Annotated in this window: 25 protein-coding genes; 16 read left to right on the forward strand and 9 right to left on the reverse strand. The window is 71.1% G+C overall.

Annotation, left to right across the window (positions count from 1 at the left end; genetic code table 11):
* Nucleotides 1–19: 19 nt before the first annotated feature.
* The 4 genes from OHA58_RS08755 to OHA58_RS08770 all read left to right on the forward strand — a co-directional run bounded on the left by OHA58_RS08755 (nt 20) and on the right by OHA58_RS08770 (nt 2650).
* Complete coding sequence (locus OHA58_RS08755; RefSeq protein WP_227297702.1) at nt 20–805, forward strand: SDR family NAD(P)-dependent oxidoreductase; 786 nt, start codon at nt 20–22, stop codon at nt 803–805.
* Between the two features lie 71 nt (nt 806–876).
* Nucleotides 877–1449 (forward strand): flavin reductase family protein, encoded by a 573-nt coding sequence (locus OHA58_RS08760; RefSeq protein WP_266559241.1) that lies wholly within the window; start codon nt 877–879, stop codon nt 1447–1449.
* Nucleotides 1446–2378, forward strand: coding sequence for an MBL fold metallo-hydrolase (locus OHA58_RS08765; protein WP_405478015.1), 933 nt, complete (start codon nt 1446–1448; stop codon nt 2376–2378). Before OHA58_RS08760 ends, OHA58_RS08765 begins: the two co-directional genes overlap by 4 nt.
* Nucleotides 2379–2500: 122 nt before the next feature.
* Nucleotides 2501–2650 (forward strand): hypothetical protein, encoded by a 150-nt coding sequence (locus tag OHA58_RS08770; RefSeq protein ID WP_405478017.1) that lies wholly within the window; start codon nt 2501–2503, stop codon nt 2648–2650.
* 113 nt (nt 2651–2763) lie between these two features.
* Here OHA58_RS08770 and OHA58_RS08775 read toward each other — a convergent pair whose 3' ends face one another.
* A complete protein-coding gene (locus OHA58_RS08775; RefSeq protein ID WP_405478019.1) occupies nt 2764–3222 on the reverse strand; it encodes a nuclear transport factor 2 family protein in 459 nt (152 codons plus the stop codon).
* 147 nt (nt 3223–3369) lie between these two features.
* Here OHA58_RS08775 and OHA58_RS08780 point away from each other — a divergent pair, with 147 nt between their 5' ends.
* Complete coding sequence (locus OHA58_RS08780) at nt 3370–4365, forward strand: TAXI family TRAP transporter solute-binding subunit (RefSeq protein ID WP_405478021.1); 996 nt, start codon at nt 3370–3372, stop codon at nt 4363–4365.
* 17 nt (nt 4366–4382) lie between these two features.
* On the opposite strand, the gene OHA58_RS08785 is transcribed toward OHA58_RS08780, so the two are convergent.
* Both OHA58_RS08785 and OHA58_RS08790 read right to left on the reverse strand, forming a co-directional pair.
* Nucleotides 4383–5789: a sensor histidine kinase gene (locus tag OHA58_RS08785; RefSeq protein ID WP_405478022.1), complete on the reverse strand. Its 1407-nt coding sequence runs from the start codon at nt 5787–5789 to the stop codon at nt 4383–4385.
* A 9-nt stretch (nt 5790–5798) separates the two neighbouring features.
* The gene (locus OHA58_RS08790) at nt 5799–6485 is read right to left on the reverse strand and encodes a response regulator transcription factor (RefSeq protein ID WP_405478024.1); all 687 of its coding nucleotides are present in this window, start codon (nt 6483–6485) and stop codon (nt 5799–5801) included.
* A 293-nt stretch (nt 6486–6778) separates the two neighbouring features.
* Between OHA58_RS08790 and OHA58_RS08795 the strand changes: the two genes are divergently transcribed.
* From OHA58_RS08795 to OHA58_RS08825, 7 genes are all read left to right on the forward strand, one after another.
* Nucleotides 6779–7555: an amino acid ABC transporter ATP-binding protein gene (locus OHA58_RS08795; RefSeq protein ID WP_405478025.1), complete on the forward strand. Its 777-nt coding sequence runs from the start codon at nt 6779–6781 to the stop codon at nt 7553–7555.
* Between the two features lie 73 nt (nt 7556–7628).
* Entirely contained in the window at nt 7629–8549 is a 921-nt protein-coding gene (locus OHA58_RS08800) for a glutamate ABC transporter substrate-binding protein (RefSeq protein ID WP_266559257.1), read from the forward strand.
* 171 nt (nt 8550–8720) lie between these two features.
* Nucleotides 8721–9368, forward strand: a complete 648-nt coding sequence (locus OHA58_RS08805; RefSeq protein ID WP_116509108.1) for an amino acid ABC transporter permease — start codon at nt 8721–8723, stop codon at nt 9366–9368.
* The gene (locus OHA58_RS08810) at nt 9365–10252 is read left to right on the forward strand and encodes an amino acid ABC transporter permease (RefSeq protein WP_405478028.1); all 888 of its coding nucleotides are present in this window, start codon (nt 9365–9367) and stop codon (nt 10250–10252) included. Before OHA58_RS08805 ends, OHA58_RS08810 begins: the two co-directional genes overlap by 4 nt.
* Nucleotides 10253–10437: 185 nt before the next feature.
* On the forward strand, nt 10438–12045 hold the full coding sequence (locus OHA58_RS08815; RefSeq protein WP_405478029.1) for an FAD-dependent monooxygenase: 1608 nt from the start codon (nt 10438–10440) through the stop codon (nt 12043–12045).
* A 213-nt stretch (nt 12046–12258) separates the two neighbouring features.
* Nucleotides 12259–12786, forward strand: a complete 528-nt coding sequence (locus OHA58_RS08820; protein ID WP_405478031.1) for a cysteine dioxygenase — start codon at nt 12259–12261, stop codon at nt 12784–12786.
* Nucleotides 12787–12830: 44 nt separating this feature from the next.
* Complete coding sequence (locus OHA58_RS08825) at nt 12831–13235, forward strand: rhodanese-like domain-containing protein (protein WP_405478032.1); 405 nt, start codon at nt 12831–12833, stop codon at nt 13233–13235.
* Between the two features lie 76 nt (nt 13236–13311).
* Here the strand turns inward: OHA58_RS08825 and OHA58_RS08830 are convergent, their stop codons facing one another.
* From OHA58_RS08830 to recA, 4 genes are all read right to left on the reverse strand, one after another.
* Nucleotides 13312–15852 (reverse strand): FtsX-like permease family protein, encoded by a 2541-nt coding sequence (locus OHA58_RS08830; protein WP_405478034.1) that lies wholly within the window; start codon nt 15850–15852, stop codon nt 13312–13314.
* Entirely contained in the window at nt 15849–16667 is an 819-nt protein-coding gene (locus tag OHA58_RS08835; protein ID WP_405478035.1) for an ArsR family transcriptional regulator, read from the reverse strand. Before OHA58_RS08835 ends, OHA58_RS08830 begins: the two co-directional genes overlap by 4 nt.
* 363 nt (nt 16668–17030) lie before the next feature.
* Nucleotides 17031–17801: a recombination regulator RecX gene (gene recX / locus OHA58_RS08840; RefSeq protein WP_405478037.1), complete on the reverse strand. Its 771-nt coding sequence runs from the start codon at nt 17799–17801 to the stop codon at nt 17031–17033.
* Between the two features lie 3 nt (nt 17802–17804).
* On the reverse strand, nt 17805–18929 hold the full coding sequence (gene recA, locus OHA58_RS08845) for a recombinase RecA (RefSeq protein ID WP_405478039.1): 1125 nt from the start codon (nt 18927–18929) through the stop codon (nt 17805–17807).
* Between the two features lie 296 nt (nt 18930–19225).
* On the opposite strand from recA, the gene OHA58_RS08850 reads away from it, so the two are divergent.
* The 3 genes from OHA58_RS08850 (at nt 19226) to OHA58_RS08860 (ending at nt 21947) form a co-directional block, all read left to right on the forward strand.
* Complete coding sequence (locus OHA58_RS08850; RefSeq protein ID WP_405478040.1) at nt 19226–20518, forward strand: hypothetical protein; 1293 nt, start codon at nt 19226–19228, stop codon at nt 20516–20518.
* Between the two features lie 179 nt (nt 20519–20697).
* Complete coding sequence (locus OHA58_RS08855) at nt 20698–21129, forward strand: hypothetical protein (RefSeq protein ID WP_405478042.1); 432 nt, start codon at nt 20698–20700, stop codon at nt 21127–21129.
* The gene (locus OHA58_RS08860) at nt 21129–21947 is read left to right on the forward strand and encodes a hypothetical protein (RefSeq protein ID WP_405478043.1); all 819 of its coding nucleotides are present in this window, start codon (nt 21129–21131) and stop codon (nt 21945–21947) included. Before OHA58_RS08855 ends, OHA58_RS08860 begins: the two co-directional genes overlap by 1 nt.
* 21 nt (nt 21948–21968) lie before the next feature.
* Here OHA58_RS08860 and OHA58_RS08865 read toward each other — a convergent pair whose 3' ends face one another.
* Nucleotides 21969–23249, reverse strand: a complete 1281-nt coding sequence (locus OHA58_RS08865; protein ID WP_405478045.1) for an AI-2E family transporter — start codon at nt 23247–23249, stop codon at nt 21969–21971.
* A 59-nt stretch (nt 23250–23308) separates the two neighbouring features.
* Nucleotides 23309–23503, reverse strand: coding sequence for a DUF3046 domain-containing protein (locus OHA58_RS08870; RefSeq protein ID WP_116509123.1), 195 nt, complete (start codon nt 23501–23503; stop codon nt 23309–23311).
* A gap of 79 nt (nt 23504–23582) precedes the next feature.
* Here OHA58_RS08870 and OHA58_RS08875 point away from each other — a divergent pair, with 79 nt between their 5' ends.
* Nucleotides 23583–24536 carry a hypothetical protein gene (locus OHA58_RS08875; RefSeq protein ID WP_405478046.1) on the forward strand — a complete coding sequence of 318 codons (954 nt, stop codon included), beginning with the start codon at nt 23583–23585 and terminating at the stop codon, nt 24534–24536.
* The last annotated feature ends 16 nt before the right edge of the window (nt 24537–24552 follow it).

Here is a 24552-nt window from a genome sequence, read left to right on the forward strand (position 1 = left end):
GAGCGATGGGGAGAGCACGATGACAGACGCGGGACGACGAGTAGCCTTCGTCACCGGGGCGACCAGCGGGATCGGCCTGGCCGTGACCGAGCTGCTGGCCCGGCAGGGCGTCGCGGTGTTCGGTGTGGCGCGGGACGCGGAGAACGTCGCCGCCATGGTCAAGGCGCAGCGCGAGCAGGGCCACGAGGTAGCCGGCACGGTGTGCGACGTGACGTCCGTGACGCAGATCCAGCAGGCCGTGGCCGCCGCCGTGGCCGAGTACGGCCGCATCGACATCCTCGTCAACAACGCGGGCCGCGGCGGTGGCGGGGTGACCGCGGAGCTGCCCGACGCGCTCTGGGACGACGTGATCGAGACCAACCTGAACGGCACCTTCCGTGTCACCCGGGAAGTGCTCAGCACGGGCCTGATGCGCGAGGGGTCCTGGGGCCGGATCATCAACATCGCCTCCACCGGCGGCAAGCAGGGCGTCGAGCTCGCCGCGCCCTACTCCGCCTCCAAGCACGGAGTGATCGGCTTCACCAAGGCCGTCGGCAAGGAGCTCGCCGCGACCGGCATCACCGTGAACGCCGTCTGCCCCGGATACGTCGAGACCCCCATGGCCCAGCGCGTGCGGCAGGGCTACGCGGGCCACTACGGAGTGAGCGAGCAGGAGATCCAGGAGAAGTTCAACGCCAAGATCCCGCTCGGCCGTTACTCCACCCCCGAGGAGGTCGCCGGGCTCGTCGGCTACCTCGCGTCGGACCCGGCCGGGTCCATCACCGCGCAGGCCATGAACGTCTGCGGCGGGCTCGGCAACTACTGATGGCCCCGGTGCCGCCGATCCCGGCGACGCCTGCGACGGCCCTGACGACGAGCAGAAACGGAGTACCTGACATGACTGCTGTGACCGCCGGCGCAACTCTCGCCGAACCCGATGTGGCCGCCTTCCGGGCCGCGATGGGCCGATTCCCGACGGGCGTCACCCTGCTCACCCAGGGAAGCGGCGACGAGACCATCGTGATGACCCTGAACAGCCTCACCTCGGTCTCGCTCGACCCGATGCTGATCCTCGTCTCCGTCAAGGCGTCCGGCCGGATGCGCCCGCGGATATCGCAGGCGGGCAGCTTCGCCGTGAGCGTGCTCACCGAGGCGCAGCTGGATCTGGCGCTGGAGTTCTGCCGGCCCGACCGGCCGGAGGGCCGCGCCGCGATGCTGCGCCTGTCCGCCGAGGAGGGCGTCACCGGCAACGCCGTGCTGCCCGCCGCGGAGACGTACGTCGAGTGCGTGCTGGACGCGGAGTACACGGCCGGCGACCACACGCTGCTGATCGGCCGGGTCGTCGCCCTGTCCGGCGGGTCGTCCGAGCCGGACCCGCTCCTGTTCCACCAGGGCAAGTTCGGCCGGCTGTCGCCCGCCTCGTCCAGCTCGTCCGCCTCGTCCGCCGAGCAGAGGGAGGCGGCCGCGTGAGTGCGACAACTGCGTCCTCGGTGGCTGCGCCCGGCAGCCTGCGGCAGGTCGCCGACGGGGTGTACGCCTTCGTCCAGCCGGAGGGCGGCTGGTGCCTGAACAACGCCGGCCTCGTCGCCGGCGGCGGCCAGGCGGTCCTGATCGACACGGCGGCGACCGAGTCCCGCACCCGCACGCTGCGGGAGGAGGTGGAGCGCGTGGTGCCGGGTGGCCCGGACTACGTGGTCAACACCCACTTCCACGGCGACCACACGTTCGGCAACGGCCAGTTCACGCCGCGTGCCGCCGTCGTGGCGCACGCGGGCACCCGGTCCGACACGCAGGAGGCGGGCCTCGGTCTGCGCCACCTGTGGCCGGACGTCGAGTGGGGCGAGACCCCGCTGACCCTGCCCACACTCACCTTCCGGGACGAGCTCACCCTGCATGCGGAGGGCGGCCTGCGCACCGAGCTGCTCCACGTGGGCCCCGCCCACACCGCGAACGACGTGATCGCGTGGGTGCCGGAGCGCGGCGTGCTGTTCACCGGGGACGTGGTGTGGTCGGGGGTGACCCCGTACCTCCTGATGGGCTCCGTCACCGGGTCGCTGCGGGCCCTGGAGCGCATGCGCGCGCTCGGTGCCTCCGTGGTCGTCCCCGGGCACGGTCCGGTCGGCGGCCCCGAGCTCCTCGACGCGACGGAGGCCTACGTCCACTGGCTCCAGGACCTCGCACGGGACGGCCTGCGGCGCGGCGTGGGCCCGCTCCAGGCGGCCCGGGACGCGGACCTCGGCGCGTTCGCCGGGCTCCTGGACTCCGAGCGCCTGGTCGGAAACCTGCACCGCGCGTACGCCGAACTCGAGGGCCTGGCACCTGGCGCCCGTATCGATGTCGCGGCGTCCTTCAAGGAGATGGTCGCCTTCCACGGCGCCCTGCCCTCCTGCCACGCCTGACCGCACAGTCCGGAACCTCCCGGACCGGAACTCCCGGACCGGAACCTCACAGCGCCGTTACCTCACAGACCGGAGGCCGAGACCCCGCACCGACGAAACCGCCGTACTGAAAGGAGTCGTCGATGGAGACGATTCTGCTGGACCGCGAGACGCACGTGGCACCCCCGACGCACCTGGAGTTCCACGGGGTGCCGTGCCGGATACCTCTGCTGCTGGCCGGGGACCTCGACGACGACGGGAGTGAACCCCACATCTGCCGGGGCATCGACTGAGCCGCCGCCCAGAACGTGTCATCGGTCGGCACATGGCCGAGGGGCCCCTCGACAGGGGCCCCTCGGCCATGTGCCGGATCTCCGTGTTCAGGCCGGTTCCGTGTACAGGCCGGTCAGGAAGCCGCGGGAGCTGCGGGGCTGTCGCGGTGGATGACGCGGGAGCGGGTCAGCAGCCCGCCGTCGCGGCGCACGAGCACGTCGTCGACGGTGAACGTCGGCTGGAAGGAGACCTTCCCTTCGCGGTCGGTCTGGGTGACCAGCGTGTAGTACGAGACCCGGATGGTGTCCCCGTCCTGGGGGTCGGCCTCTATGAGGAGGTGGCCGAACCAGTGGCGTACGGCGATGTCCTTGTAGCGCGGCAGGTTGGCGCGCATCCCGGCGATCATCTCCACCCGGCCGCTCTGCCGCTGACCGCCCGCGTGGACGACCTCCCCGTCGTCCGTGAACGTGTCGGCGAAGCCCTCGATGTCCAGGGCGTCGACCCGACGCATCTGCTGGGCGTAGAACGTCTGCACCTCGGCGTACAGGTCACCCGTGACCTGCTGGCGGAGGGTCCCGACGGGCTGAGACATGGCGAACTCCCTTCGCGGCGGCCCTTCCGGCCGCCCGGCGTCGGCATCAGCCTGCCGGGCGCGGCTGCAGCGTCACTGGAGAGGCGCTCGCGGTGACCGGCCGGCGCCCCTGGCCAGCACGGTGAGTCAAATGGCAGGATCGCCCGCATGCCCAAGGCCCTCCCCCGTATCAGCAGGCGCCGAGCCCTGGAGGGCTCGGCCGCCGCCCTCGTGGTCCTCGGGCTGCTCCTGTGGTGGCTGCTGCCGCTGGACGACGGGAGGCCGGGGGGCAGCGTGACCTTCAGTACGGGCCAGCGGACCGGGGTGTACGAGCGCTACGGCAACCTCCTCAAGACCGCGCTCGGCCACGACCTGCCGGACCTCGACGTACGCCTGACGAACAGCGAGGGGTCCCAGGAGAACGTCGAGCGGGTCGCCACCGGGAAGGCCGATTTCACGATCGCGGCCGCCGACGCCGTGGAGAAGTACAAGCTCCAGGGCGGCGCCGGAGGGGACCGGCTGCGCGGCTGCGCCCGCCTGTACGACGACTACGTGCAGCTGGTCGTGCCCCGCTCGTCGTCGATCAGGTCGGTCCAGGACCTGCGCGGCCTCCGGGTCGCCGTGGGCGGCAGGGGCTCCGGGGTACGGCTCATCGCGGAGCGCGTGGTCGAGGCCACCGGCCTCGACCTGGAGAAGGACATGAAGCCGGTCTCCACGGGGATCGACGGCATGCCCCAGGCGCTCAAGGACGGCGACATCGACGCCTTCTTCTGGTCGGGCGGCCTGCCGACGACCCATGTGCGCAAGCTGTCGGAGAACTACCCCATCCGTCTCGTCGAGCTCGGCAACCTCGTCGACGCGCTGCACAAGCAGGGCGGCGCGTCCCGCTACTACCGGGCCGCCGTGATGCCCGCGGACGCCTATCCGGACGCGCAGCAGGGTGTCTCGGTGCCCACGCTGGCCGTGGCGAATCTGCTGGTCACCACGGACCGTGCGGACCCCCGCCTCACGGAGGCGGTGACGCGCACGGTGATAGACAGCCGCGACCACATCGGCGCGCAGGTGCACGCGGCGCAGCTCGTGGACCTGCGGACGGCGCTCTACACGGATCCGCTGGCGCTGCACGAGGGCGCCCGCCGCTACTACCGCTCGGTGAAGCCGTAGGGCCCTGGCCCGCCGCCTCAGCCTTCCCGATGGGTCCGGGGCACCGCCACCGTCACGCGCAGCCCGTGCGGCTCGTGAGGGGCGTACGTGATGGAGCCGCCGCCCGCCGCGAGCAGCGCCCGCGAGATGGACAGGCCGAGGCCCGAGCCCTTGACGTTCTGGTGGCCCGCGCTGCGCCAGAACCGGTCGCCGATCCGCGCGAGTTCGTCCTCGCGCAGGCCCGGACCCCGGTCCGCGACCACGATCTGTGTGGACTCTCCGTTACGGGCGACGCAGACCTTCACCTCCTCGCCGGAGGGGGTGAACTTCAGTGCGTTGTCGATCACCGCGTCCAGGGCGCTCGACAGCGTCACGGGGTCCGCCCAGCCGGTGACCGCGGGGCAGTCCTCGGTCAGGCGCACGCCCTTCTCGTCGGCGACCGGCCGCCAGGCGCCCACGCGTTCGGTCACCAGCTCGCCGATGTCCGTGAGCCGCAGGTCCGCCTCGGTGTGTTCGGCGAGGGCCAGGTCGAGGAGGTCGTCGAGGACCGAGGCGAGCCGCTTGCCCTCCGTGCGCACCGAGGCGATCTCCTCGTTCCCCTCGGGCAGTTCGAAGGCCAGGAGCTCGATGCGCAGGAGCAGGGCGGCGAGCGGATTGCGCAGTTGGTGCGAGGCGTCGGCGACGAAGGCGCGCTGCTGCTCCAGGACGTCCTCGACGTTGTCGGCCATCTCGTTGAACGACCGGGCCAGGCGCTGGAGTTCCGGCGGTCCGCCGGACGGGGCGACGCGGGACTTCAGGCGTCCGGTGGCGATGTCGTGGGTGGTCGCGTCGAGGACGCGCACGGGCCGCAGGACCCAGCCCGTCAGCCGCAGCGCGGCGCCGACGGCCAGGAGCATCGCGGCCGCCTCGCCCGCCGCGATGAGCAGCCATCCCTGGAGCGTCTTGGAGCGCATCTTGCCGGTGGGCGAGTCGGTGACGACGACCGCGACGACGTCGCCGTCGCTGATGACCGGTGACGCGACGACGAGCCGGCCGCGCTGCCAGGGCCACACCTGCCGGGGGTCGTGGCTGCCGCGCGAGAACAGGGCCTCGTCGAAGGCCTCGCGCACGGCTCCGTCGCGGGGCAGCTGCCAGCCATCCGGGGCGCGCCCCATGGGGTCGCTGTTGCGGTAGAAGACGCCCGCGCGGATCCCGTACACCTCGTAGTAGCGGGTGAGTTCGTTCTGCAGGGTCTGCTGGCGCTCGTCCGTGACGTGTACGCGGGAACCCGTCGAGCGCTTGGTGACGAACTGGGCCAGCGCGGCAAAGCGTGCCGTGTCGTCGATGCGGTCGACGACGACCTTCTGCTGCTGGGCGGCCGCCACGCTCACGGCGAGCGGGAAGCCGAGCGCGAGCAGCACGCCCGCCATGAGGACGATGAGCAGCGGGAGGAGGCGAGCGCGCACCCGCGGCCTCTAGGCGGCCGGCGCGACGAGCCGGTACCCGACGCCGCGCACGGTCTCGATGAGGGCGGGCATGCGCAGCTTGGAGCGCAGGGACGCGACATGCACCTCCAGGGTGCGGCCCGTGCCCTCCCAACTGGTGCGCCAGACCTCGCTGATGATCTGTTCCCGGCGGAACACCACCCCGGGGCGCTGCGCGAGAAGCGCCAGAAGGTCGAACTCCTTGCGGGTCAGTTGGACAACCGAACCGTCCACGCTGACCTGGCGGGTGGGCAGTTCGATGTGCACGGACCCGAGCCGCAGACCGTCCTCGGCCGAGGCGGAGGTCTCGTCCGGCACGCTGCGCCGGCTGACCGCGTGGATACGGGCGAGCAGCTCCCCCGTGTCGTACGGCTTCACCACGTAGTCGTCGGCGCCGAGGTTGAGGCCGTGGATGCGGGAGCGTACGTCCGCGCGCGCGGTCACCATGATCACGGGTGTCGACGTGCGCTTGCGGATCTTGCCGCACACCTCGTAGCCGTCCTGGTCGGGCAGGCCGAGATCGAGGAGTACGACACCGAAGGCGTCCGCCTCGGGGACGAGCTTCCGGAGCGCTTCCTCGCCGCTGCGGGCGTGCGTCACGTCGAAGCCGTGCCGGGCGAGGACCGCCGACAGAGCGGCGGCGACATGGTCGTCGTCCTCGACGAGAAGCAGTCTCATCACGGCCCCCTTCGGTTCATCGATCGTTCGGTCGTGGCACCCCGACGGGCGCTAACCCTGCGCGCGCGTGAAACGCACCAGGGCATCCACTCCGAAACATAAGGACGCCGTCAAGAGCGTTCCGGTTACCGAAGCCTTCCGTTATCCAGCCGGTACGCGCCGGGCCACCCTCTTCACGCATCGTGTCCGGTCGCAGCCGGATCGTTATGCTCAAGTTCCGCTCAGATGTAATGACGCTGGTCGTACGGCGTCATTACTGTCCTCCCAACCGAGGAGGATGGAGCAAGACCCCGATGACCGATGTATCGGTGACCAAGGACGCCATTCCCGCGGCCGACGAGCTGGTCGTGCTGAACAACGTCAACAAGCACTTCGGCGCGCTGCACGTGCTCCAGGACATCGACCTGACCATCGCGCGTGGTGAGGTCGTCGTCGTCATCGGACCCTCGGGCTCCGGCAAGTCGACGCTGTGCCGCACGATCAACCGCCTGGAGACCGTCGACACGGGTGCGATCACGATCGACGGCAAGCCGCTGCCCCAGGAGGGCAAGGAGCTGGCCCGCCTCCGCGCGGACGTGGGCATGGTCTTCCAGTCCTTCAACCTCTTCGCGCACAAGACCGTGCTCGAGAACGTGATGCTGGGGCAGATCAAGGTCCGCAAGGCTGACAAGAAGGCGGCCGAGGCCAAGGCGCGCACCCTGCTCGACCGGGTGGGCGTCGGCACGCAGGCGGACAAGTACCCCGCGCAGCTCTCCGGCGGGCAGCAGCAACGCGTCGCGATCGCACGGGCGTTGGCGATGGACCCCAAGATCATGCTCTTCGACGAGCCGACGTCGGCCCTCGACCCGGAGATGATCAACGAGGTCCTCGAGGTCATGCAGCAGCTCGCCAGTGACGGCATGACGATGATCGTCGTCACCCACGAGATGGGCTTCGCGCGCTCGGCGGCCAACCGCGTGGTCTTCATGGCGGACGGACGGATCGTCGAAGAGGCCACCCCCGACCAGTTCTTCAGCAACCCGCGCAGCGACCGGGCCAAGGACTTCCTGTCGAAGATCCTGCACCACTGACGCCCACTGAGGCTGACGCACGGGCGTCCGACTTTCCCACGGCCGAATTCTGCCGACACGAAGGATATTCACCATGAAGCTCCGCAAGTCCGCCGCCGCGGCGGCCACTGTCGCCGTACTCGCCCTCGCCGCCACCGCGTGCGGCGGCGACTCCGGCAACGCCGGTGACAAGCCCGCCGGCGGCGCCGGCGGCAAGGACCAGCCGAAGCTGCCCACGTACACGGTCGCCTCGGGCGTGAAGCTGGACTCCGCGACGCTGAAGCGGGCGCAGAAGGCCGGAAAGATCGTCATCGGCGCCAAGAACGACCAGCCGTACCTCGGTTTCCAGGACACCGACGGCAAGCGCTCCGGCTTCGACATCGAGATCGCCAAGATGGTCGCCGCCGACCTCGGCTTCAAGCCGTCGCAGATCGAGTTCAAGACGATCGACTCGAACGTCCGTGAGACGACCATCTCCAAGGGCGAGGTCGACCTCTACGTAGGCACCTACACGATCAACGACGAGCGCAAGAAGCAGGTCGGTTTCGCCGGCCCGTACTTCATGGCCGGCGCCGACCTCCTCGTCCGCGGCGACGAGAAGGGCATCACGGGTCCGGAGTCCGTCAAGGGCAAGACGGTCTGCTCCATCAAGGGCTCGACCCCGCTCCAGGAGATCAAGAAGGCCAAGTACGGCGCCAAGACCGTCGAGCTTTCCAAGTACTCCGAGTGCGTGCAGCAGCTGCTCAACAACGAGGTCGACGCCGTCACCACCGACGACGCGATCCTCAAGGGCTACGCCGCCCAGCGCCCCGGCAAGCTGAAGGTCGTCGGCAAGCCGTTCACCGAGGAGCCGTACGGCGTCGGCATGAACAAGGACGACAAGGCGCTGCGCGAGGCGGTCTCGAAGGCCATCGAGGCGCACGAGAAGAACGGCGACTACAAGAAGGCGTACGACGCGACGCTCGGCCTGTCCAAGTCCGCGTACACCGCGCCGCCGGCGCTCGAGCGCTACTGACGCGCAAGGGGGTGTCCGGCGGATCAGGGCCGGACACCCCCTAGCGGTGCGGGCCCCGGCCCGCACCGTACGACCCTCCGGCAGTGACCGGCCCGCCACGGGCGCAACCGCACAGTGCGCCCGTGGCACGGCCCGCGCTGCCTGTCCGCCGCCGCCCACGAGGACATCCCCGTGAACGTATTGCTCGACCATCTCGCGGAATTCCGCGAGGGGTTCATAGGCACCGTCCTGCTGACCCTGGCCAGCGGGCTCCTCGCGATGGTCCTGGGTGTCATCATCGCCGGGTTCCGTGTCTCACCCGTGCCCCCGCTGCGCTTCTTCGGCACCGCCTGGGTCACGCTCTTCAGGAACACCCCGCTGACCCTGCTCTTCCTTGTGGCGTGGTTCGTCGTTCCGGTCATCTTCATGCCGGGCCTCAGCCCGTGGGCCAAGGCCCTCATGGCGCTGGGCTTCTACACCTCGGCGTTCGTGTGCGAGGCCGTCCGGTCCGGCATCAGCACGGTGCCGCTGGGACAGGCCGAGGCCGCCCGGTCCATCGGAATGACCTTCTTCCAGACGCTGCGCCTGATCATCCTTCCGCAGGCCACCCGCACCGTCCTGCCGCCGCTCAGCTCGATCTTCATCGCGCTGACGAAGAACTCGGCGATCGCGGGCGCGTTCAGTGTCACCGAGCTGTTCGGCGTGCAGAAGCTGCTCAGCGACCAGGGCTTCGCCATCGCCTGGATCTTCCTCTGGGTGGCTCTCGGCTACCTGGTCATCACCTTCACCATCAGCGGTCTCTTCCGGCTGCTCGAGCGGCGCATGGGGGTCGCACGATGAGTTCGAGCGTCCTGTACGACGCACCGGGCCCCAAGGCCCGGGTGCGCAACCGCCTCTACACGGTCATCGGCTCCCTGGCCGTGCTCGGCCTGATCGCGTTCACCCTCTACCGGATGAACGTCAAGGGGCAGCTGGAGCCCGAGGTCTGGAACATCTTCAACAACGCCGGTGTGCGGACCAGCATCCGCGACGGCGTGGTCACCACGCTGAAGGTGTTCGCCGTCGCCGGCGTGCTCTCCCTGGTGCTCGGCCTGCTCCTGGCCGTCGCGCGCCTGTCCGAGCACAAGACGGTCCGCTGGGCGGCCACGGGCTTCATCGAACTGTTCCGCGCGATCCCGCTGCTGATCACGATCTACGCCCTGTGGTTCCTGTTCCTGACCTACAAGAACGGCCTCGGCGTCGTCGGCGACAACACCGCCTTCTGGGCGCTCGTCATCGGTCTGACCGTCTACAACGGCTGTGTGCAGGCCGAGGTGATCCGGGCGGGCGTCAACGCCGTGCCGCGCGGACAGGTGGAAGCCGCGTACGCGCTGGGGCTGCGCAAGTCGCAGGTCATGACGATGCTGCTGCTGCCGCAGGCCGTGCGCTCCATGCTGCCGACGATGATCAGCCAGCTCGTGGTGACCCTCAAGGACACCTCGCTCGGCTACATCATCACGTACAGCGAGCTGCTGTTCGCGGCCCGCACGATGGCCAGCAACATCATCGTCAACGGCGAGAACCCCATCACCGCAGTGGTCATCGTCGTCGGCGCGATCTACGTGGCACTGTGTCTGGCCCTGGCCGGGCTCGCCACCTGGATCGAGCGGCGCGGCCGTCGCGCCAAGACGGGCATCGCGGTGGCGGCCGCCACCGAGCCCTCCGTCGTGGACGGGACCGACTGAACGGCCCTGCAGAAGAACTGACGAGATGTGAGCAAACGGAGGCAGTGGCATGATCGCCACTGCCTCCGTCACTTGACGCAAGCACCCGCAATGGGTTGCATACGTTCTGTGATCGCGCACCCCGCTCCAACTGCCCTTTCTTGTACGCCTCCCACAGCACTCCCCGGGGCAGGAGGAGCCGCGCCGTGGACCCGGTGATCGTCGTCGGCGCCGGCCCCGTCGGGCTCACGCTCTCCCTCGCTCTCGCCCGCCACGGCGTGCCCTCCGTCGTGCTCGACGAGGGCCCCGGCAAGGACGAACAGCGCCCCGCACGGACCGTGATCCTCCGCGAGGACACCGCCGCCCTCATGGAGCGGCTCGCCCGGACGCCCTTCGACGCGACGGGCGCGCGTTGGACCGGCTGGCGTTCGCTGCGGCGCAAACAGGTGATGCGGGAGCTCACCTTCGGTGAGCAGATGCCCTCGCCCCTGCATCTGGCCCAGCACGAACTGACGGGCGCCCTGCGGGAGGCCGCCGCCGGCGAGCGGCTCATCAAGGTCGCCGTGAACAGCCGCCTCGACTCGATCGAGCAGGAGAGCGGCGCACTGACCGCGCACACCCGCGGCCCGAAGGGCACCTGGTGGCGCGGAAGCTTCCTGGTGGGCTGCGACGGCCCGCGCTCCACGGTCCGCAAGCTGCTCGACATCCGCTTCCCCGGCCGCACGTCCGTCGAGCGACACGCCGTCGCCGCGCTGCGCACGGAACTCCCCTGGCCCGACGAGGCGTTGCTTCATCGGAACCTTCCCTGGCGGACGTCGGGCCCGTCCGGCGGGGAGGTCGTCGGCCGCCCCCTCGCCGACGGCGTCTGGCGCCTCGACTGGCTGCTGCCGCCCCGCAGCGAGCTGGTCACGCCCGACATCCTGGTGACCCGCATCCGGGAGACGCTGGCCGGCTGGTGCGCCGGCTCGACACCGCCGTACGAGCTGCTGGACACAGGAGTGCACACGGTGCACCACCGCCTGGCCCGGCGGTGGCGGGTCGGCCGGGTCTTCCTCGCCGGTGACGCGGCGCACCTGCTCGGCGCGCTCGGCACCCAGGGCCTCGACGAGGGCCTGAGGGACGCGGACAACCTCGCCTGGAAGCTGGCCCTCGCCTGGCACGACGGCCCGCACGAGGCGCTCCTCGACAGCTATCAGGCCGAGCGCCGCGCCGTCGTCGCGGGCCGGCTGCGCGCCGCCGACCAGGCACTGCCGATACTGCGGGGCGGCAAGGGGCTGCGCTCGTACGTCGCCGGATCCGCGCGCGGCCATGACGCGCTGCTCACGGACGGTCATCTGGGGCACGGGGCGCTGGGCGCTCCGGGGTCGTACGCCGAATCGCCTCTCGCGCCGGAGCCCTCCGAAGCGGAGGTCGACGTGGGTACGGCTCCGGGCGCGCCCGTCCGGGACGTGCGAGTCACGGCCCCCGACGGGACCTTCGTCCGACTGCGGGACCGGCTCGGCCTCGGGCACCTGCTCGTCGTCCTGATCGCGCCCGGCACGGGTGTGTGGGAGCGGCGGCACTGGGTCTCGGCCGGGGTCATGCCACGGCTCGCGGCCGCCGTCACGGCCCTGCCGCACGAGGCGGAGCTGCTGGTGGCGGAGAGTTACCCGGGCGCCCCGGCACACTCCGTGCTGCTTGTGCGCCCGGACGGCCACCTGGTCACGGCCCTGAGCGGGGTGCATCCCGCTCAGCTGTACGCGGCCGCGCAAGCCGCGCTCGGGGGGCCCGTGGAGGACGGCGCGAAGGCCGGGAGCGCCGCCGGAACAAGTTGACCGACCCCCTCCGCCATGGTGTACTCCGGAGCGTGACCGACACCGATGTGCGCCTGTGGCGGAGGGTCCATATGGACCTCGTCCGCTATCCGGGCTGCGTGTGTCGCCCGTCCTGCTGAATTCGCCTTTCCCCCTGCGCGCCCCGTTTTCCCGGGTTCACCGATTCTTCCGGGCCTTCTCGCGCGCTTTCCGCGAACCTTCAGGACGGTATCCGTGTCTGCCTCAGTCTCCCCTTCCCTGGTGACCGCCGCGCCCACGCAGCGTGACCTCCTCGACTTCGTACGCCGTACCGCCGAGGACCACGAACTCATCGCCTCGCTCCCGCTGGACCCCGAGGGCCGCACATGGGTGCGGCTCGAAGGGCCCGGCGGCAGCGAGGCCTGGCTCATCGGCTGGCCGCCCGGCACCGGCACCGGCTGGCACGACCACGCCGAATCCGTCGGCGCCTTCCTCACGGCGTCGGGCGGGCTCAAGGAGAACTCACTCGCGGTCCGGCTGCCCGCCGACGGCTGGAAGACGCTCGAGCTGTCCGAAGGAGTCGACCGCGAACGGACGTTGGCCGCGGGCAAGGGCAGGGCCTTCGGGCAGCACCATGTGCACGAGGTTCTCAACGAGTCCACGAGCGAGCACGCGGTCTCCGTGCACGCCTACTACCCGCCGCTCCCGCAGATCCGCCGCTATAGCCGCACGGGCGCGGTGCTGCGACTCGAGACGGTGGAGCGGCCGGAGGACTGGCAGTGAGCGGAGGGGGCAGGGTGGGTGACGTGACTGCTGGGGTGAGTGACGTGAGCGGCTCTCGGGGTGAACGGCCCGAGGGCATCGACGAGCTGCTCGACCGGGTGCGCCTCGGCCTGGACCGGGTCGAGGCCGATGAGGCGTACACAGCCGCCACCGCGGGCGACGCGCTCCTCGTCGACATCCGCTACGCGGCGCTGCGCGAGCGGGACGGGCTGATCCCCGGGGCACTCGTGGTGGAGCGCAACGAACTGGAGTGGCGGCTCGATCCGCAGGGCAGCCATCGCGCGGCCGAGGCCACGAGCCACGATCTGCGCGTCGTGGTCGTCTGCAACGAGGGCTACGCGTCGAGCCTCGCCGCCGTCTCCCTGCGGCAGCTGGGGCTGCACCGGGCCACGGATCTGGTCGGCGGATTCCAGGCGTGGAAAGCGGCGGGGCTGCCGGTGGCCGAGTGACGGTCGCGTGCGGCTGTAGGAGTACGTGATGGTGGGCGCCCTGGTGTAAGGGGCGCCCACCATTGCGTACTGCCCCTTACTCCTTGGCTGTTGCCACCTCTACCGGTCGGAGCTTCAGGGCGGCGCGGCCGGGCAGCGCGGTCGCGGTCAGCGCGAGGAGCCCGGCGGCGGCGACCACCGCCACGTAGACGAGGGGTGTGACGGCGGGGGCGGCGCCGCCGGTCATGCCGACGCTGAACGCCGTCAGGACGGCCAGTGCGATACCGCTGCCCAGGGTCGTGCCGATGAACAGCACGGCGAGGGCCTCGGTGCGCAGCATCCTCAGGACCTGACGGCGGGTGGCGCCGGCGAGGCGGAGCATCGCGAACTCCCGGATGCGTTCGGAGACCGACATCGCGAGGGTGTTGACGACGGCGATGGCGGTGAACGCGAGGATCAGGCCCATGGCGAGGAGGTTGACCTCGGCGTTGTCCTGCTGACGTTCGGCCTGCAGGTCGTCGGCCGCCTCGGGGGCGAGAACGCGCAGACCGGGGAACTCCCGGACGGTGCTCGCGAGTTGTTCCTGTGTACGGCTGGTCCTGACGAGTACGGAGGAGGCGAGGGGATTGTCGACGTGCCGGGCCACCAGGTCGTGGGCCAGGGTCAGATCGCCGAAGCCGAGACCCTTCGCGTAGACGGCCGCCACGGTGAGGGTGGCCGGTGTGCCGTCCCCGAGTGTCAGCTTCAGCCTGCTGCCGGGCTTCAAGTGGAGCTGATCGGCGGCGAGTTCACTGACGGCGACGCCGTCCCGGCGGAAGTCCTTCAGTGATCCCGCGGTGACGTCCGGGTCCCACGTACGCGTGAGGCCTTCGCGGGTGACGCCCTGAGCCGGGTACTTGTCGAGTCCTACGCGCACGGTGGTGCGGACGACCTCGGTCGCGACGGTGCCCTTGACCGTACGGAGCTTGCGTGCGGCCTCGGCGGGGACGCCGGGGCCCTGGGCCGCGACGATCCAGTCGGCCCGGATGCCTTCGCGCGCCTGGGCTCGTGCCGCGTTGCCCAGGGTCGGCTGGGTGAAGAGGACGGTGCAGGTCATGCCGATGAGGAGGGCGAGCGGGGTGACGGCGGCGGCCATGCGGGCGGCGTTGCCGCGGAGGTTGGCGGTGGCCAGCTTGCCGCCGGGCCCGGCGAGGCGCAGCGGTCCGGCCAGGAGGGCCGCGGCGCCCTTCACGAGGAGCGGGCCGAGCAGCGAGACGGGGGAGGCGAGGACGACAACGGCCAGGAATGTCACTGGAGTTGACGCCGCTTCCGTGCGCAGCACGCTGAGCACGGCGACGAGGACAGCGCCGCCCGCGAGAAGCGCGATCCCGGCTGCGACGCGACCCCATGCGGGCCGGGCACGCTCGACCCTGGCCTCCGTGAGTGCCTCGGCCGGGCGGATACGGGCGATACGCCGGGCGGAGATCCGGGCGGCGGCCCAGGCGCCGAGGAGCGTGGCGCCGACGGCCGCGAACAACGGGAAGACGCCGACGGTCCGTTCGAGGGTCGGCGGCACCGCTCCGAGTTCGACGAAGCGGTGATACAGCCACCCTCCGAGTGGAAGCCCGGCGAGGGAGCCGAGGACGCCCGCGGCGGCGCCGACGATGAGCGCCTCACGGCCCAGGAGCTTGCGGATCTGCTCGGGTGTGGCCGCGATGGCGCGCAACAGGGCTAGTTCGCGGTGGCGTTGCTGAACGGAGAGCGCGAAGGTGCCGACGACGACGAGGACCGCGACGAGGAGGGAGGTGCCGCCCATCGCGCCACCCATGCTGACGAGCTTGATGCGGGCACCCGCTGCGTCGAGGAACTCGACGGGGCCGCGGGCGTCGCCGGTGGTGACCTGGGCGGTCGTGCCGTCGAGTGCCTTGGCGACGGCACGCGCCAGCTCTGCCGGCTTCTGGCCGGGGGCGGGGATGACGCCGAGGGCGGTGACCTGGCCGGGGTGGTCGGCGAGGCGGCGGGCCTCCGAGGTGGTGAAGAACAGGGAGGTCTGGTGGGTCACCGACGCATGCCCGGCGGGCGCGGCGATCCCGGTGACGCGGTAGGTGCGCGGTGCCTGGGTGGACTGGACGGTGAGGCTGTCTCCGGGCGCGAGGTGGGCGCGGTCGGCCAGGTCCCGGTCCACGACGAGGTCCTGGGGCTTGGTGGGTGGGGTCCCGGCTGTCAGGGCGTAGGGGGTCAGCGCGGCGGAGTCCCAGGCGTGCCCGTACGCAGGTCTGTCGGGGGCGGCGGCTCCCGGCGCCAAGGGCTGCGCCAGGAAGGTGAGTTCGGGAACGACCCGCTCGACGCCCGGGAGGCCGCGGAGCCGTCCCGCGGTGTCCTGGGGCAGCCAGGCCCGCTCGGCGATGGGTTTGGCCTTGTGCTTGACCTTGGTCTTGCCCTTCTTGTGCTTGACCGTGGTCTTGTGGACGTTCTGGTCGGCGGAGACGACTACGGGGGCGGCCGCGTACCGCTCGGTGCGGACGGTGCCGCGCAGGCCGGTCTCCAGAAGGGTGCCGCAGGCCGTGATGAGAGCGGCCGCGCACATGAGGGCGAGAAAGGCACCGAGGAAGCCGCCTTTGCGGTCCCGGACGGTGTGCAGTGCGTAGCGCAGCATCATGGCGTGTCCGTCTCTGTGGTGGTGCGGGGGGCCGGGATTCCCTCGGCCGAGGCCTGACTTCCGTCGGCCGGAGCCTGGTGCGCCGGGGCGGCCTCGGCGGGAGCCTGGTGGGCCGGAGCCTGGTGCGCCGGTGCGCCGTCGGCGGGAGCGGCGTCGTCGGCGGGAGCCTGGTGAGCCGGGGCCTGGTGCGCCGGGGCGTCGTCGGCGCGGGTGTCATCGGCGCGGGCCGGCGCCGGGAAGGCGAGCAGGCGGGTCAGGACGGTGCGTGCGCCGTCCGGGGTCTCGCTGTCGGGGCGCTTGTAGCGGTTGAGGAGGGCGATGAACTCCTCGAAGAACGCCCGGAGTTCGGGCAGCGTGAGCCGGATCATGCCGCGCGAGTAGGGGAAGGCGTCGGCCCACTCCCCCAGGTCCTGCCCCTGCCGCTGGAGCCGCTCGAAGAGTTCGAGGTCGGCGGCGTACGCGAGGTGATTCAACTCGTCCATGACGAGCCGGGTTTCGGGGTTCTGGCGGCTGCGGGGCGGGAAGCGGCGGTCGCCCGGAACGGCTCGCCACCAGCGCTCACGCCCACCCACGCTCCGGCCCTGGGCCGAGCTCTCCTCGGTGAATCCGTAGCGGGCCAGCTCACGCAGGTGGTAGCTGGTGGCGCCGGTGTTGAGCCCGAGGTCGCGGGCCAGCATCGCGGAGGTCGCGGGGCCGTGGAGGGTGAGGTGCTGGAGGATCTGCTGGCGGCGGGGCTGAGCCAGCGCCTTCAGAGCGCTGAGATCGCTCAGCTCCTGGCCGCCGGCGGGAGTGGCGGAGCCGGGTTCCGGTGTCATGCGTACACACTCGCCTGTGCACACGTCCCTGTGCACTGCGGTGACCAGGCGTCACGACCCGGGGGTTAACCCCACCTGGGTGAGGGCGAGTTCGGCGTCGGACCCCCGTACCGACGCCGCCCTCTCCCTCACCAGGGGGAGCTCAAAATCCCCTCACCCGGCGGAGATCAGAAGCCTCTCACCCGGCGGAGATCAGAAACCCACGCACCCGGCGGAGCTCAGAAGCCCCTCACCCGGCGGACGCGGCCGCGATCGCCGCGTCGGCTCGAATACCCTTCACCCGGCCGAGCTCGAAAGCCCCTCACCAGGGGGGCTCAGAAATCCCCCCGACCACTTGCTCGGAATTCCCCCGCCAGGCGGAGCTCAGAAGTCCCCCAGCCCGAGGTCCTCGGTCTCCTCGCCCTCTTCCTCCAGGGCCTGGCGGACCACCCTGAGCGCCATGCCCTCCGGGTATCCCTTGCGGGCGAGCATGCCCGCGAGGCGGCGCAGGCGCTTGTCACGGTCGAGGCCGCATGTGGAGCGGAGCTTGCGGGCCACGAGCTCGCGGGCGGTCTCCTCCTCCTGCTCGGAGTCGAGCTGCCCGACGGCCTCGTCGATCACCGCCGAGTCCACCCCCTTGGTCCGCAGCTCCCGGGCGAGCGCCCGCCGGGCCAGCCCGCGGCCGTGATGGCGCGACTCCACCCAGGCGTCCGCGAAGGCGCCGTCGTTGATCAGACCGACCTCCTCGAAGCGGGACAGCACTTCCTCCGCCACCTCATCGGGGATGTCCCGCTTCGCCAGCGCGTCGGCGAGCTGCTTGCGCGTGCGCGGTTGCCCGGTGAGCAGGCGCAGGCAGATGCCGCGCGCCCGCTCCGCCGGGTCCGCAGGCGGCTCCCCCTTCTCGGCCCTCGACGAGGACGGGGAGCCGCTGTCCTGTTGCCCTCCGGCCGCTTCGCCGAAGCCGCCGCGCCGCCGACGGCCACGGCTGCGCCCGCCGCCACGGGTACCGCCACCGCCCCGTGCCCCGTCGCCGTCACTCGGTCCGTCGCCGTCACGCGGCGCCCCGTGCCCGTCCGGGTCACCCGGGCCCCCGTCGCCCAGGTCCGTCGGGGAGGCGGGGTAGGCGTGATCGGCCCAGTCGGTTCGTCGCGTCACGGACTAGCTCTTGGCCGCCGCGGCCTTGGACTTGGTGGCCTTGCCCGCGGGAGCGGGAACCATCTTGGCCGCGTCCTCGGCGGGGGTGGCACCCGCCGCGTCGGCGCCGGGCTCGGCCGTGGGCGCCTCCGGCTTCACACCGACGCCCAGCTTCTCCTTGATCTTCTTCTCGATCTCGTTGGCCAGGTCGGGGTTGTCCTTCAGGAAGTTGCGCGCGTTCTCCTTGCCCTGGCCGAGCTGGTCGCCCTCGTACGTGTACCAGGCGCCGGCCTTGCGCACGAAGCCGTTCTCCACGCCCATGTCGATCAGGCCGCCCTCGCGGCTGATGCCCTGGCCGTAGAGGATGTCGAACTCGGCCTGCTTGAAGGGCGGTGCGACCTTGTTCTTGACGACCTTGACGCGCGTGCGGTTACCGACCGCGTCAGTACCGTCCTTCAGGGTCTCGATGCGGCGGATGTCGAGTCGCACCGAGGCGTAGAACTTCAGCGCACGGCCACCGGTCGTCGTCTCCGGGGAGCCGAACATCACGCCGATCTTCTCGCGCAGCTGGTTGATGAAGATCGCGGTGGTCTTCGACTGGTTGAGCGCGCTGGTGATCTTCCGGAGCGCCTGGCTCATCAGGCGGGCCTGCAGACCCACGTGCGAGTCGCCCATCTCGCCCTCGATCTCCGCGCGCGGCACCAGGGCGGCGACGGAGTCGATGACGATCAGGTCGAGCGCGCCGGAGCGGACCAGCATGTCGACGATCTCCAGCGCCTGCTCGCCGTTGTCCGGCTGGGACAGGATCAGGTTGTCGATGTCCACGCCGAGCTTCTTGGCGTACTCGGGGTCCAGCGCGTGCTCGGCGTCGATGAAGGCCACCGAGCCGCCGGCCTTCTGGGCATTCGCCACAGCGTGCAGCGTCAGGGTCGTCTTACCGGAGGACTCCGGCCCGTACACCTCCACCACGCGGCCGCGCGGCAGGCCGCCGACGCCGAGGGCCACGTCCAGCGCGGTCGACCCGGTGGGGATGACCTCGATGGGCTCATTCGGCCGCTCGCCCATGCGCATCACTGCGCCCTTGCCGAATTGCCGTTCAATCTGTGCGAGCGCGGCGTCGAGCGCCTTCTCGCGGTCAGTTCCTGCCATGGGTTCCACCCGATTTGCTTGAGTCGATCGCTTCACGTCAAAGACGCTAACGCCTGCCACTGACAATCGGCCTCGACGCCCGTCCGCCTGTGGATAACTCGAGGCTCACAGCCCTGCCACTCTCACCGAAATCCCCGAAAACACTGGGGAGAGAGCCGCCGGACACTCCATAAGAATGGATGTTCGATTTTGGTGTCAAGCGCACCACGCACACCACACGCCTGCGACGCGGGGCTCGTAGACTCTGGGGCTCCCCGAGGCGACTCCGGGGCTCCCCGAGGCCTGGAGGTCCGTAGATGCCCTTGCTCCTGCGCCTCAGGACCGCGGTGCTGTCCGTCCTCCTCATCGTCTCTCTGGCGGGGTGCGGGCGGGATACGAGCGACTCCGGGAAGGCCTCGCCCGGGCCCGCTTCACCCAAGCCGGCCTCGCCGTCCGCCGCCCTGCCGGAGGGGGAGAGCTGGCGCAGCGCGTACGTCAGCGAGTCCGACGACGCCGAGATCATGGACGTCGCCGCCGCCTCTGCCACCGACGGCTGGGCGATCGGTCGCGACAGAGCCCATGTGAGCACCGCCACCGAGAAGGCCGGCGGGTACTCGACCTTCTTCCTCCACTACGACGGAAAGTCGTGGCAGGAATACGACGCTGCTGCCGAGCTGCCGAAGCTCGCCACTCTCGGCCTGACCGTCCTGGAGGCGTCCGGGCCGGACAACGTCTGGCTGTTCAGCACCGACCTTCCGCTGGGCACCCTGGGGACCGACCCCGCCTTCGCGCGCTGGGACGGCAAGCGCTGGCGGGAGGTCCCACTCCCTCCGGCGATGACGGACAAGGTGAAGGACGCGGCGGTCTTCGCCCCCGACGACGTCTGGCTGCTCGCCGGCGAGCAGAGGAACCCGCCCCCGGGACATCGGCTCGCCGGCGAGCAGGCGGCGTGGCACTGGGACGGCGACCGGTGGACCTCCGTCCGGCTGCCCGCCCAGGCCGAGGCCATCGAGGGGCGGTCAGGAGATGACATCTGGGCGGTGGGCAATGCCCCCGACGACGTGGAACTGACGAAGCTCGCCGCCATGCACTACGACGGGCACAGCTGGCGGCTGACCGAGACCCCGCGGTACCGCTTCACGGACCCGGGTCTCTCGGAGCCCCAGGCAGGCCTGGACGAGGTCGTCGTGTCCGGGTCGGGCGGGGTGTGGGCGACCGGGCGGCACACCTTCAACCGTGGGGACGAAGGCAACGAGCCCGACGACGAGGCCATCCTCCTGCGCTGGGACGGCAGCCGCTGGGTGAAGGAAGCGGCCCCGGACGTGGCCGGCTGCTGCGTCCCCGTCGCCTCGGACGGCGCGGAAGGGCTGGTCTTCGGGGAGGCGCAGCGCACGGCGGGGGGCAAGGTGACCGGGATCGGGCGGCCTCCCTTCCTGCCGGGCAGGACAGGCAAGGTCACTGAGGCAGACCGCCGACAGGAACTACTGCTGCACGAGCTCGAGCGGGTGCCCGGCAGCCGACAGGTCTGGGGCGTCGGGAACATCGGCGCGGGCGGGGCCGGCGCGGAGAACTTCTTCCACGGCGTGGTGGTGACCTACGGTTCGCCCTGAGAGCCCGGCCTCCACCCGGCAGCCTTCTTGAGTCCGGCCCGGCAACCCTCCGAAGCCCGGCCCATCACCGGCAGTCCCGCGGGTCCCTGGCTGCTCCCCGGCGGCTACTCCCCCCGGCGTACGAGCGGTGCCTTCGGCCGGGGGACGACGGCACGATCCCCGATCGCGAGGCTTGTGCCATGGAGAACGCGCAGAACCACCGCCCGGGGATCCCGCAGGACCAGCTCCCGGAGCACCCGCGGGACCCCCTCCCGGTCCGGCGCCCCGGCGTCGTCGTCACGCTCGCCTCCCTGGCGCTGCTCGCGCTGACGATCGTCGGCCAGATCGCGGCCGGCGCCGACTACCCCGCCGTGCCGCCCGGCATCGTCATCCCGGCGGTGGCCGCCGCGCTGTTGGCCTGGCGGCCGAACCGCTGGACCGCCGGGCTCGCCCTGGCGGTCGGCCTGTTCATCTGCGCCGTCGTCACCCCCGACACCGGCGACCACCTCTCCTCGGATGACTCACTCTTCATCGCGTCCGCTCCGGCCGAGCTCCTCGCCCTGGCCGGCATGGTCGTGGCCGGTGCCGTGTCCGTGCTCCGGTTCGGCAGCCCCAAGGAGGTGCGCGTCTGATGTCCTCGCCCACCACAGCCACCCCCCTGCCGGGCCCGGCATGCCCCGCCCTGACCGGCGCGGTACGCGACCTGTGGCGCGCCGCCCGCCCCTCCGAGCGCCTCTGCTACGCCACCGGCGCAGTTCTGACCCTCTCCGGCCTCGCCCACCTGCTGGTCTTCGCGGTCGACGGAGGGCCGTGGGACGGACCTGTCTCGTGGCGCAAGCCGGTCACGTTCGGCGTCTCCTTCGGCCTGACGCTGATCGCGCTCACCTGGGTGACGTCGTATCTGCGGATCGGCGCCCGCACCAGGAAGGTCCTGCTCGTCGTGTTCGCCGCCGACTGTGTCCTGGAGGTCGGCGGGATCACCCTCCAGGCATGGCGGCGGGTGCCGTCGCATCTCAACATGGAGTCCGGCTTCGACACCGCCGTGTCCATGTCCCTCGCGGTGGGCGGCGGGATCCTGGTCGTGCTGCTCTCCGTGTTCGCGGTCGCCTCGTTCCGGCGCCGGCCGTCGGGGCCCACGGGGATGCCGCTCGCACTGCGGTCCGGATTCGCGATTCTGCTCGTCGCGCTGGCGTCCGGCGCCGCGATGATCGCGCGCGGGGTGATCCTCACGAAGACCGGCCACCAGGAGGCGGCCTACCACTCGACCGCGCCCCTCAAGCCGCTGCACGGCGTCAGCCTGCACGCCGTACTCGTCCTGCCCGCGCTGGCCTGGCTGATGTCCCGTACGGCATGGAGCGAGAGGACCAGGAACGGCGTGATGCGCGGTGCGGTCGCCTGCTACGCGGCCGCCGTCGCCGCCGCCGGGATCTGGGCGGCGATCACCTACTGAGCGCGCTCGGCCGGTAGCCGTCTACCGGGAGTCGTCCCGCGTATCGTCCCCGTCCCCATCCGCTTCGGGCCCCGGCTCCGCTTCGGCCCGCGGATCGTCCGTCCTGCGCAGGACGGCCCGCATGCGCGCGAGGAGGGACGCACCGGGTCTGGTGCGGTGACCGTGCACCCGGGGGTCGTCCGTGACGTCGTAGCGCTTCACGTACGCCCCGAGGAAGGCCTGCAGCGTCGCCACCGCGGGGATGGCGATCAGCGCGCCGACCGCGCCGAGGAGTGCCGTGCCCGCGACGACGGAGCCGAAGGCGACCGCCGGGTGGATGTCCACGGTCTTCGCCGTCAGCTTGGGCTGGAGCACATAGTTCTCGAACTGCTGGTAGACGACCACGAAGATCAGCACCCACAGCGCGTACCAGGGGTCGACCGTGAAGGCGATCAGCATCGGCAGGGCGCCCGCCAGATACGTGCCGATGGTCGGGATGAACTGGGACACCAGGCCGACCCAGACGGCGAGCACGGGCGCGTAGGGCACGCCCAGGGCCTCGAGCAGGATGTAGTGCGCGATCCCGGAGATCAGTGCCATCAGGCCGCGCGAGTAGAGATAGCCGCCGGTCTTGTCGACCGCGATCTCCCAGGCGCGCAGCACCTCGGCCTGCTTGGCGGGCGGCAGCACCGAGCACAGCGCGCGCCGGAGCCGGGGGCCGTCGGCGGCGAAGTAGAACGAGAACAGCAGTATCGTCAGCAGCCGGAACAGGCCTCCGAGGACCTGCCCCGACACGTCAAGGACGCCGCTCGCGCTGTTCTGCACGTACTTCTGGAGCCAGTCGGAGTGGAGCAGGCTGTCCTGGACGGCGACCCTGTTCAGGGCCGTGTGGAACGTCTGGTTGATCCAGTTGATCACCGAGTCGAGGTAGTCGGGAAAGTCCTCGACCATGCTGACGATCTGGCCCGCGAGCATCGAGCCGAGCAGGACCACGAAACCCGCGCCGGCGATCGTGACGCCCAGGAAGACGATCCCGGTGGCCATCCCCCTGCGTATGCCGCGCCCGGCCATCCAGCTGACGGCAGGCTCCACGGCGAGCGCCAGGAAGAACGCGATCAATACGTTGATCAACAGCCCGGTGAGCTGGTGGAACGCCCAACTGCCCAGCTGGAAACAGGCGATGAGGGCCAGGGCGAGCACCATGGCGCGCGGCAGCCAGCCCGGCATCCGCGCAGGCGCGCTCGCGGCCCCGCCCCCAGGGGGCGTCCGGCCGGGCGGAGAGGCGTCGGATGCCGCCTGCAAGGTCTCGTCTGTGGGTGCCACGGAGCCAGTCTCGCCCACGCCACCGACAGCCGGTCACCGCCCCCGCTCGTTCGGGCAGGTCAGCGGTTCTCCGACGGAACATTCATCGTGCCGCACACCGCACGCCACACGTCCTTCGCCTCCCAGCCGGCGTCGAGCGCCTCGTGCACGGTGCGCCCACCGAGTTCCGTCATCACATGATCACGCGCGAATGTGTCGGCGTAGCCAGGACCGAAGTGATCCGCCATCCGCTGCCAGAAGACCGTCAACCGCATGACACCAGTATCCCGCCCCTGAGAGTGCAGCCCGGCACGGAAGGCTCACCGAGAACGCTTTCCGTCCTACGGTCGGTGCATGGCCGAAAACGGAGCATCCCCACTCCCTCAGACCAGCTCGGCGCCCTCCCCGCTCTCCCGTGCCGAGCACTTCGTCTGGCTGACCGCGCGCGTGCTGGAACAGCGACGCTTCGCCTACCACTTCCTCGGCGCGGGCCGGGCGGGCGCAGACGCCGTCGAGACCGCCCTCTCCGCCTACTGCAACGAGGACGAGGGCTACGGCCACGCCCTCGAACCCGATCTCCGCGGCCCGGTGAGCCAGCCCCTGCACACCGGGCAGGCGCTCCGTGTCCTCGACTCGATCGGCCGCTGCAGCGGCCAGCGGGTGGAGCGCGTGTGCCGCTACCTGACATCCGTGTCGACCGCCGAGGGCGCTCTCCCGGCGATCCATCCCAGCCAGCGTGGCTACCCGTGCGCACCCTTCGTGCCGGTGGTGGACGACCCGCCGAGCGAGCTGCTCGCCACGGGCCCCGTCGTCGGCCTGCTGCACCGCAACCAGGTGTGGCACGCGTGGCTGTTCCGGGCGACCGACTTCTGCTGGGCCGCGGTCGAGTCCCTGAAGAAGTCCCATCCCTACGAGATCGAGGCGGCCGTGGCCTTCCTGGACGGCGCCCCCGACCGCCCGCGCGCGGAGGCGGCCGCCGACCGGCTCGGCCGGCTCGTGCGCGAGCAGCGGCTTGCGCTGCTCGATCCCGGGCGGCCGGATGCGTACCCCGTAGCGTCCGGGTACGCGCCGGGTGAGCACCACCTTCCGCACGACTACGCGAAGACTCCGGAGTCGCTGGCGCGCGCGTGGTTCACGGATGAGGAGATGGCGCGCTCGCTGGACTTCCTCGCGGGCGAGCAGCAGGACGACGGCGGGTGGCCGATCCGCTGGCGCCAGTGGGCCCCGGCGGTCGCGCTGGAGGCGCGCCCCGTGGTGACGGTCGAGGCGCTGCGCACGCTGCGGGCGTATGGGCGGCCGATCGCCTGACGCCTTCGTGGGCGGC

The organism is Streptomyces sp. NBC_00009 (assembly GCF_045040855.1).
Classification (GTDB): Bacteria; Actinomycetota; Actinomycetes; order Streptomycetales; family Streptomycetaceae; genus Streptomyces; species Streptomyces aureus.

Coding starts and splice junctions, on each gene's coding strand:
- OHA58_RS08860 (WP_405478043.1), top strand. CDS start 21,129: ATGTCCTCGCCCACCACAGCCACCCCCCTGCCGGGCCCGGCATGCCCC.
- OHA58_RS08760 (WP_266559241.1), top strand. CDS start 877: ATGACTGCTGTGACCGCCGGCGCAACTCTCGCCGAACCCGATGTGGCC.
- recA (WP_405478039.1), bottom strand. CDS start 18,929: ATGGCAGGAACTGACCGCGAGAAGGCGCTCGACGCCGCGCTCGCACAG.
- OHA58_RS08875 (WP_405478046.1), top strand. CDS start 23,583: ATGGCCGAAAACGGAGCATCCCCACTCCCTCAGACCAGCTCGGCGCCC.
- OHA58_RS08835 (WP_405478035.1), bottom strand. CDS start 16,667: ATGACACCGGAACCCGGCTCCGCCACTCCCGCCGGCGGCCAGGAGCTG.
- OHA58_RS08830 (WP_405478034.1), bottom strand. CDS start 15,852: ATGATGCTGCGCTACGCACTGCACACCGTCCGGGACCGCAAAGGCGGC.
- OHA58_RS08800 (WP_266559257.1), top strand. CDS start 7,629: ATGAAGCTCCGCAAGTCCGCCGCCGCGGCGGCCACTGTCGCCGTACTC.
- OHA58_RS08770 (WP_405478017.1), top strand. CDS start 2,501: ATGGAGACGATTCTGCTGGACCGCGAGACGCACGTGGCACCCCCGACG.
- OHA58_RS08850 (WP_405478040.1), top strand. CDS start 19,226: ATGCCCTTGCTCCTGCGCCTCAGGACCGCGGTGCTGTCCGTCCTCCTC.
- OHA58_RS08810 (WP_405478028.1), top strand. CDS start 9,365: ATGAGTTCGAGCGTCCTGTACGACGCACCGGGCCCCAAGGCCCGGGTG.
- OHA58_RS08795 (WP_405478025.1), top strand. CDS start 6,779: ATGACCGATGTATCGGTGACCAAGGACGCCATTCCCGCGGCCGACGAG.
- OHA58_RS08755 (WP_227297702.1), top strand. CDS start 20: ATGACAGACGCGGGACGACGAGTAGCCTTCGTCACCGGGGCGACCAGC.
- OHA58_RS08870 (WP_116509123.1), bottom strand. CDS start 23,503: ATGCGGTTGACGGTCTTCTGGCAGCGGATGGCGGATCACTTCGGTCCT.
- OHA58_RS08790 (WP_405478024.1), bottom strand. CDS start 6,485: ATGAGACTGCTTCTCGTCGAGGACGACGACCATGTCGCCGCCGCTCTG.
- OHA58_RS08855 (WP_405478042.1), top strand. CDS start 20,698: ATGGAGAACGCGCAGAACCACCGCCCGGGGATCCCGCAGGACCAGCTC.
- OHA58_RS08780 (WP_405478021.1), top strand. CDS start 3,370: ATGCCCAAGGCCCTCCCCCGTATCAGCAGGCGCCGAGCCCTGGAGGGC.
- OHA58_RS08775 (WP_405478019.1), bottom strand. CDS start 3,222: ATGTCTCAGCCCGTCGGGACCCTCCGCCAGCAGGTCACGGGTGACCTG.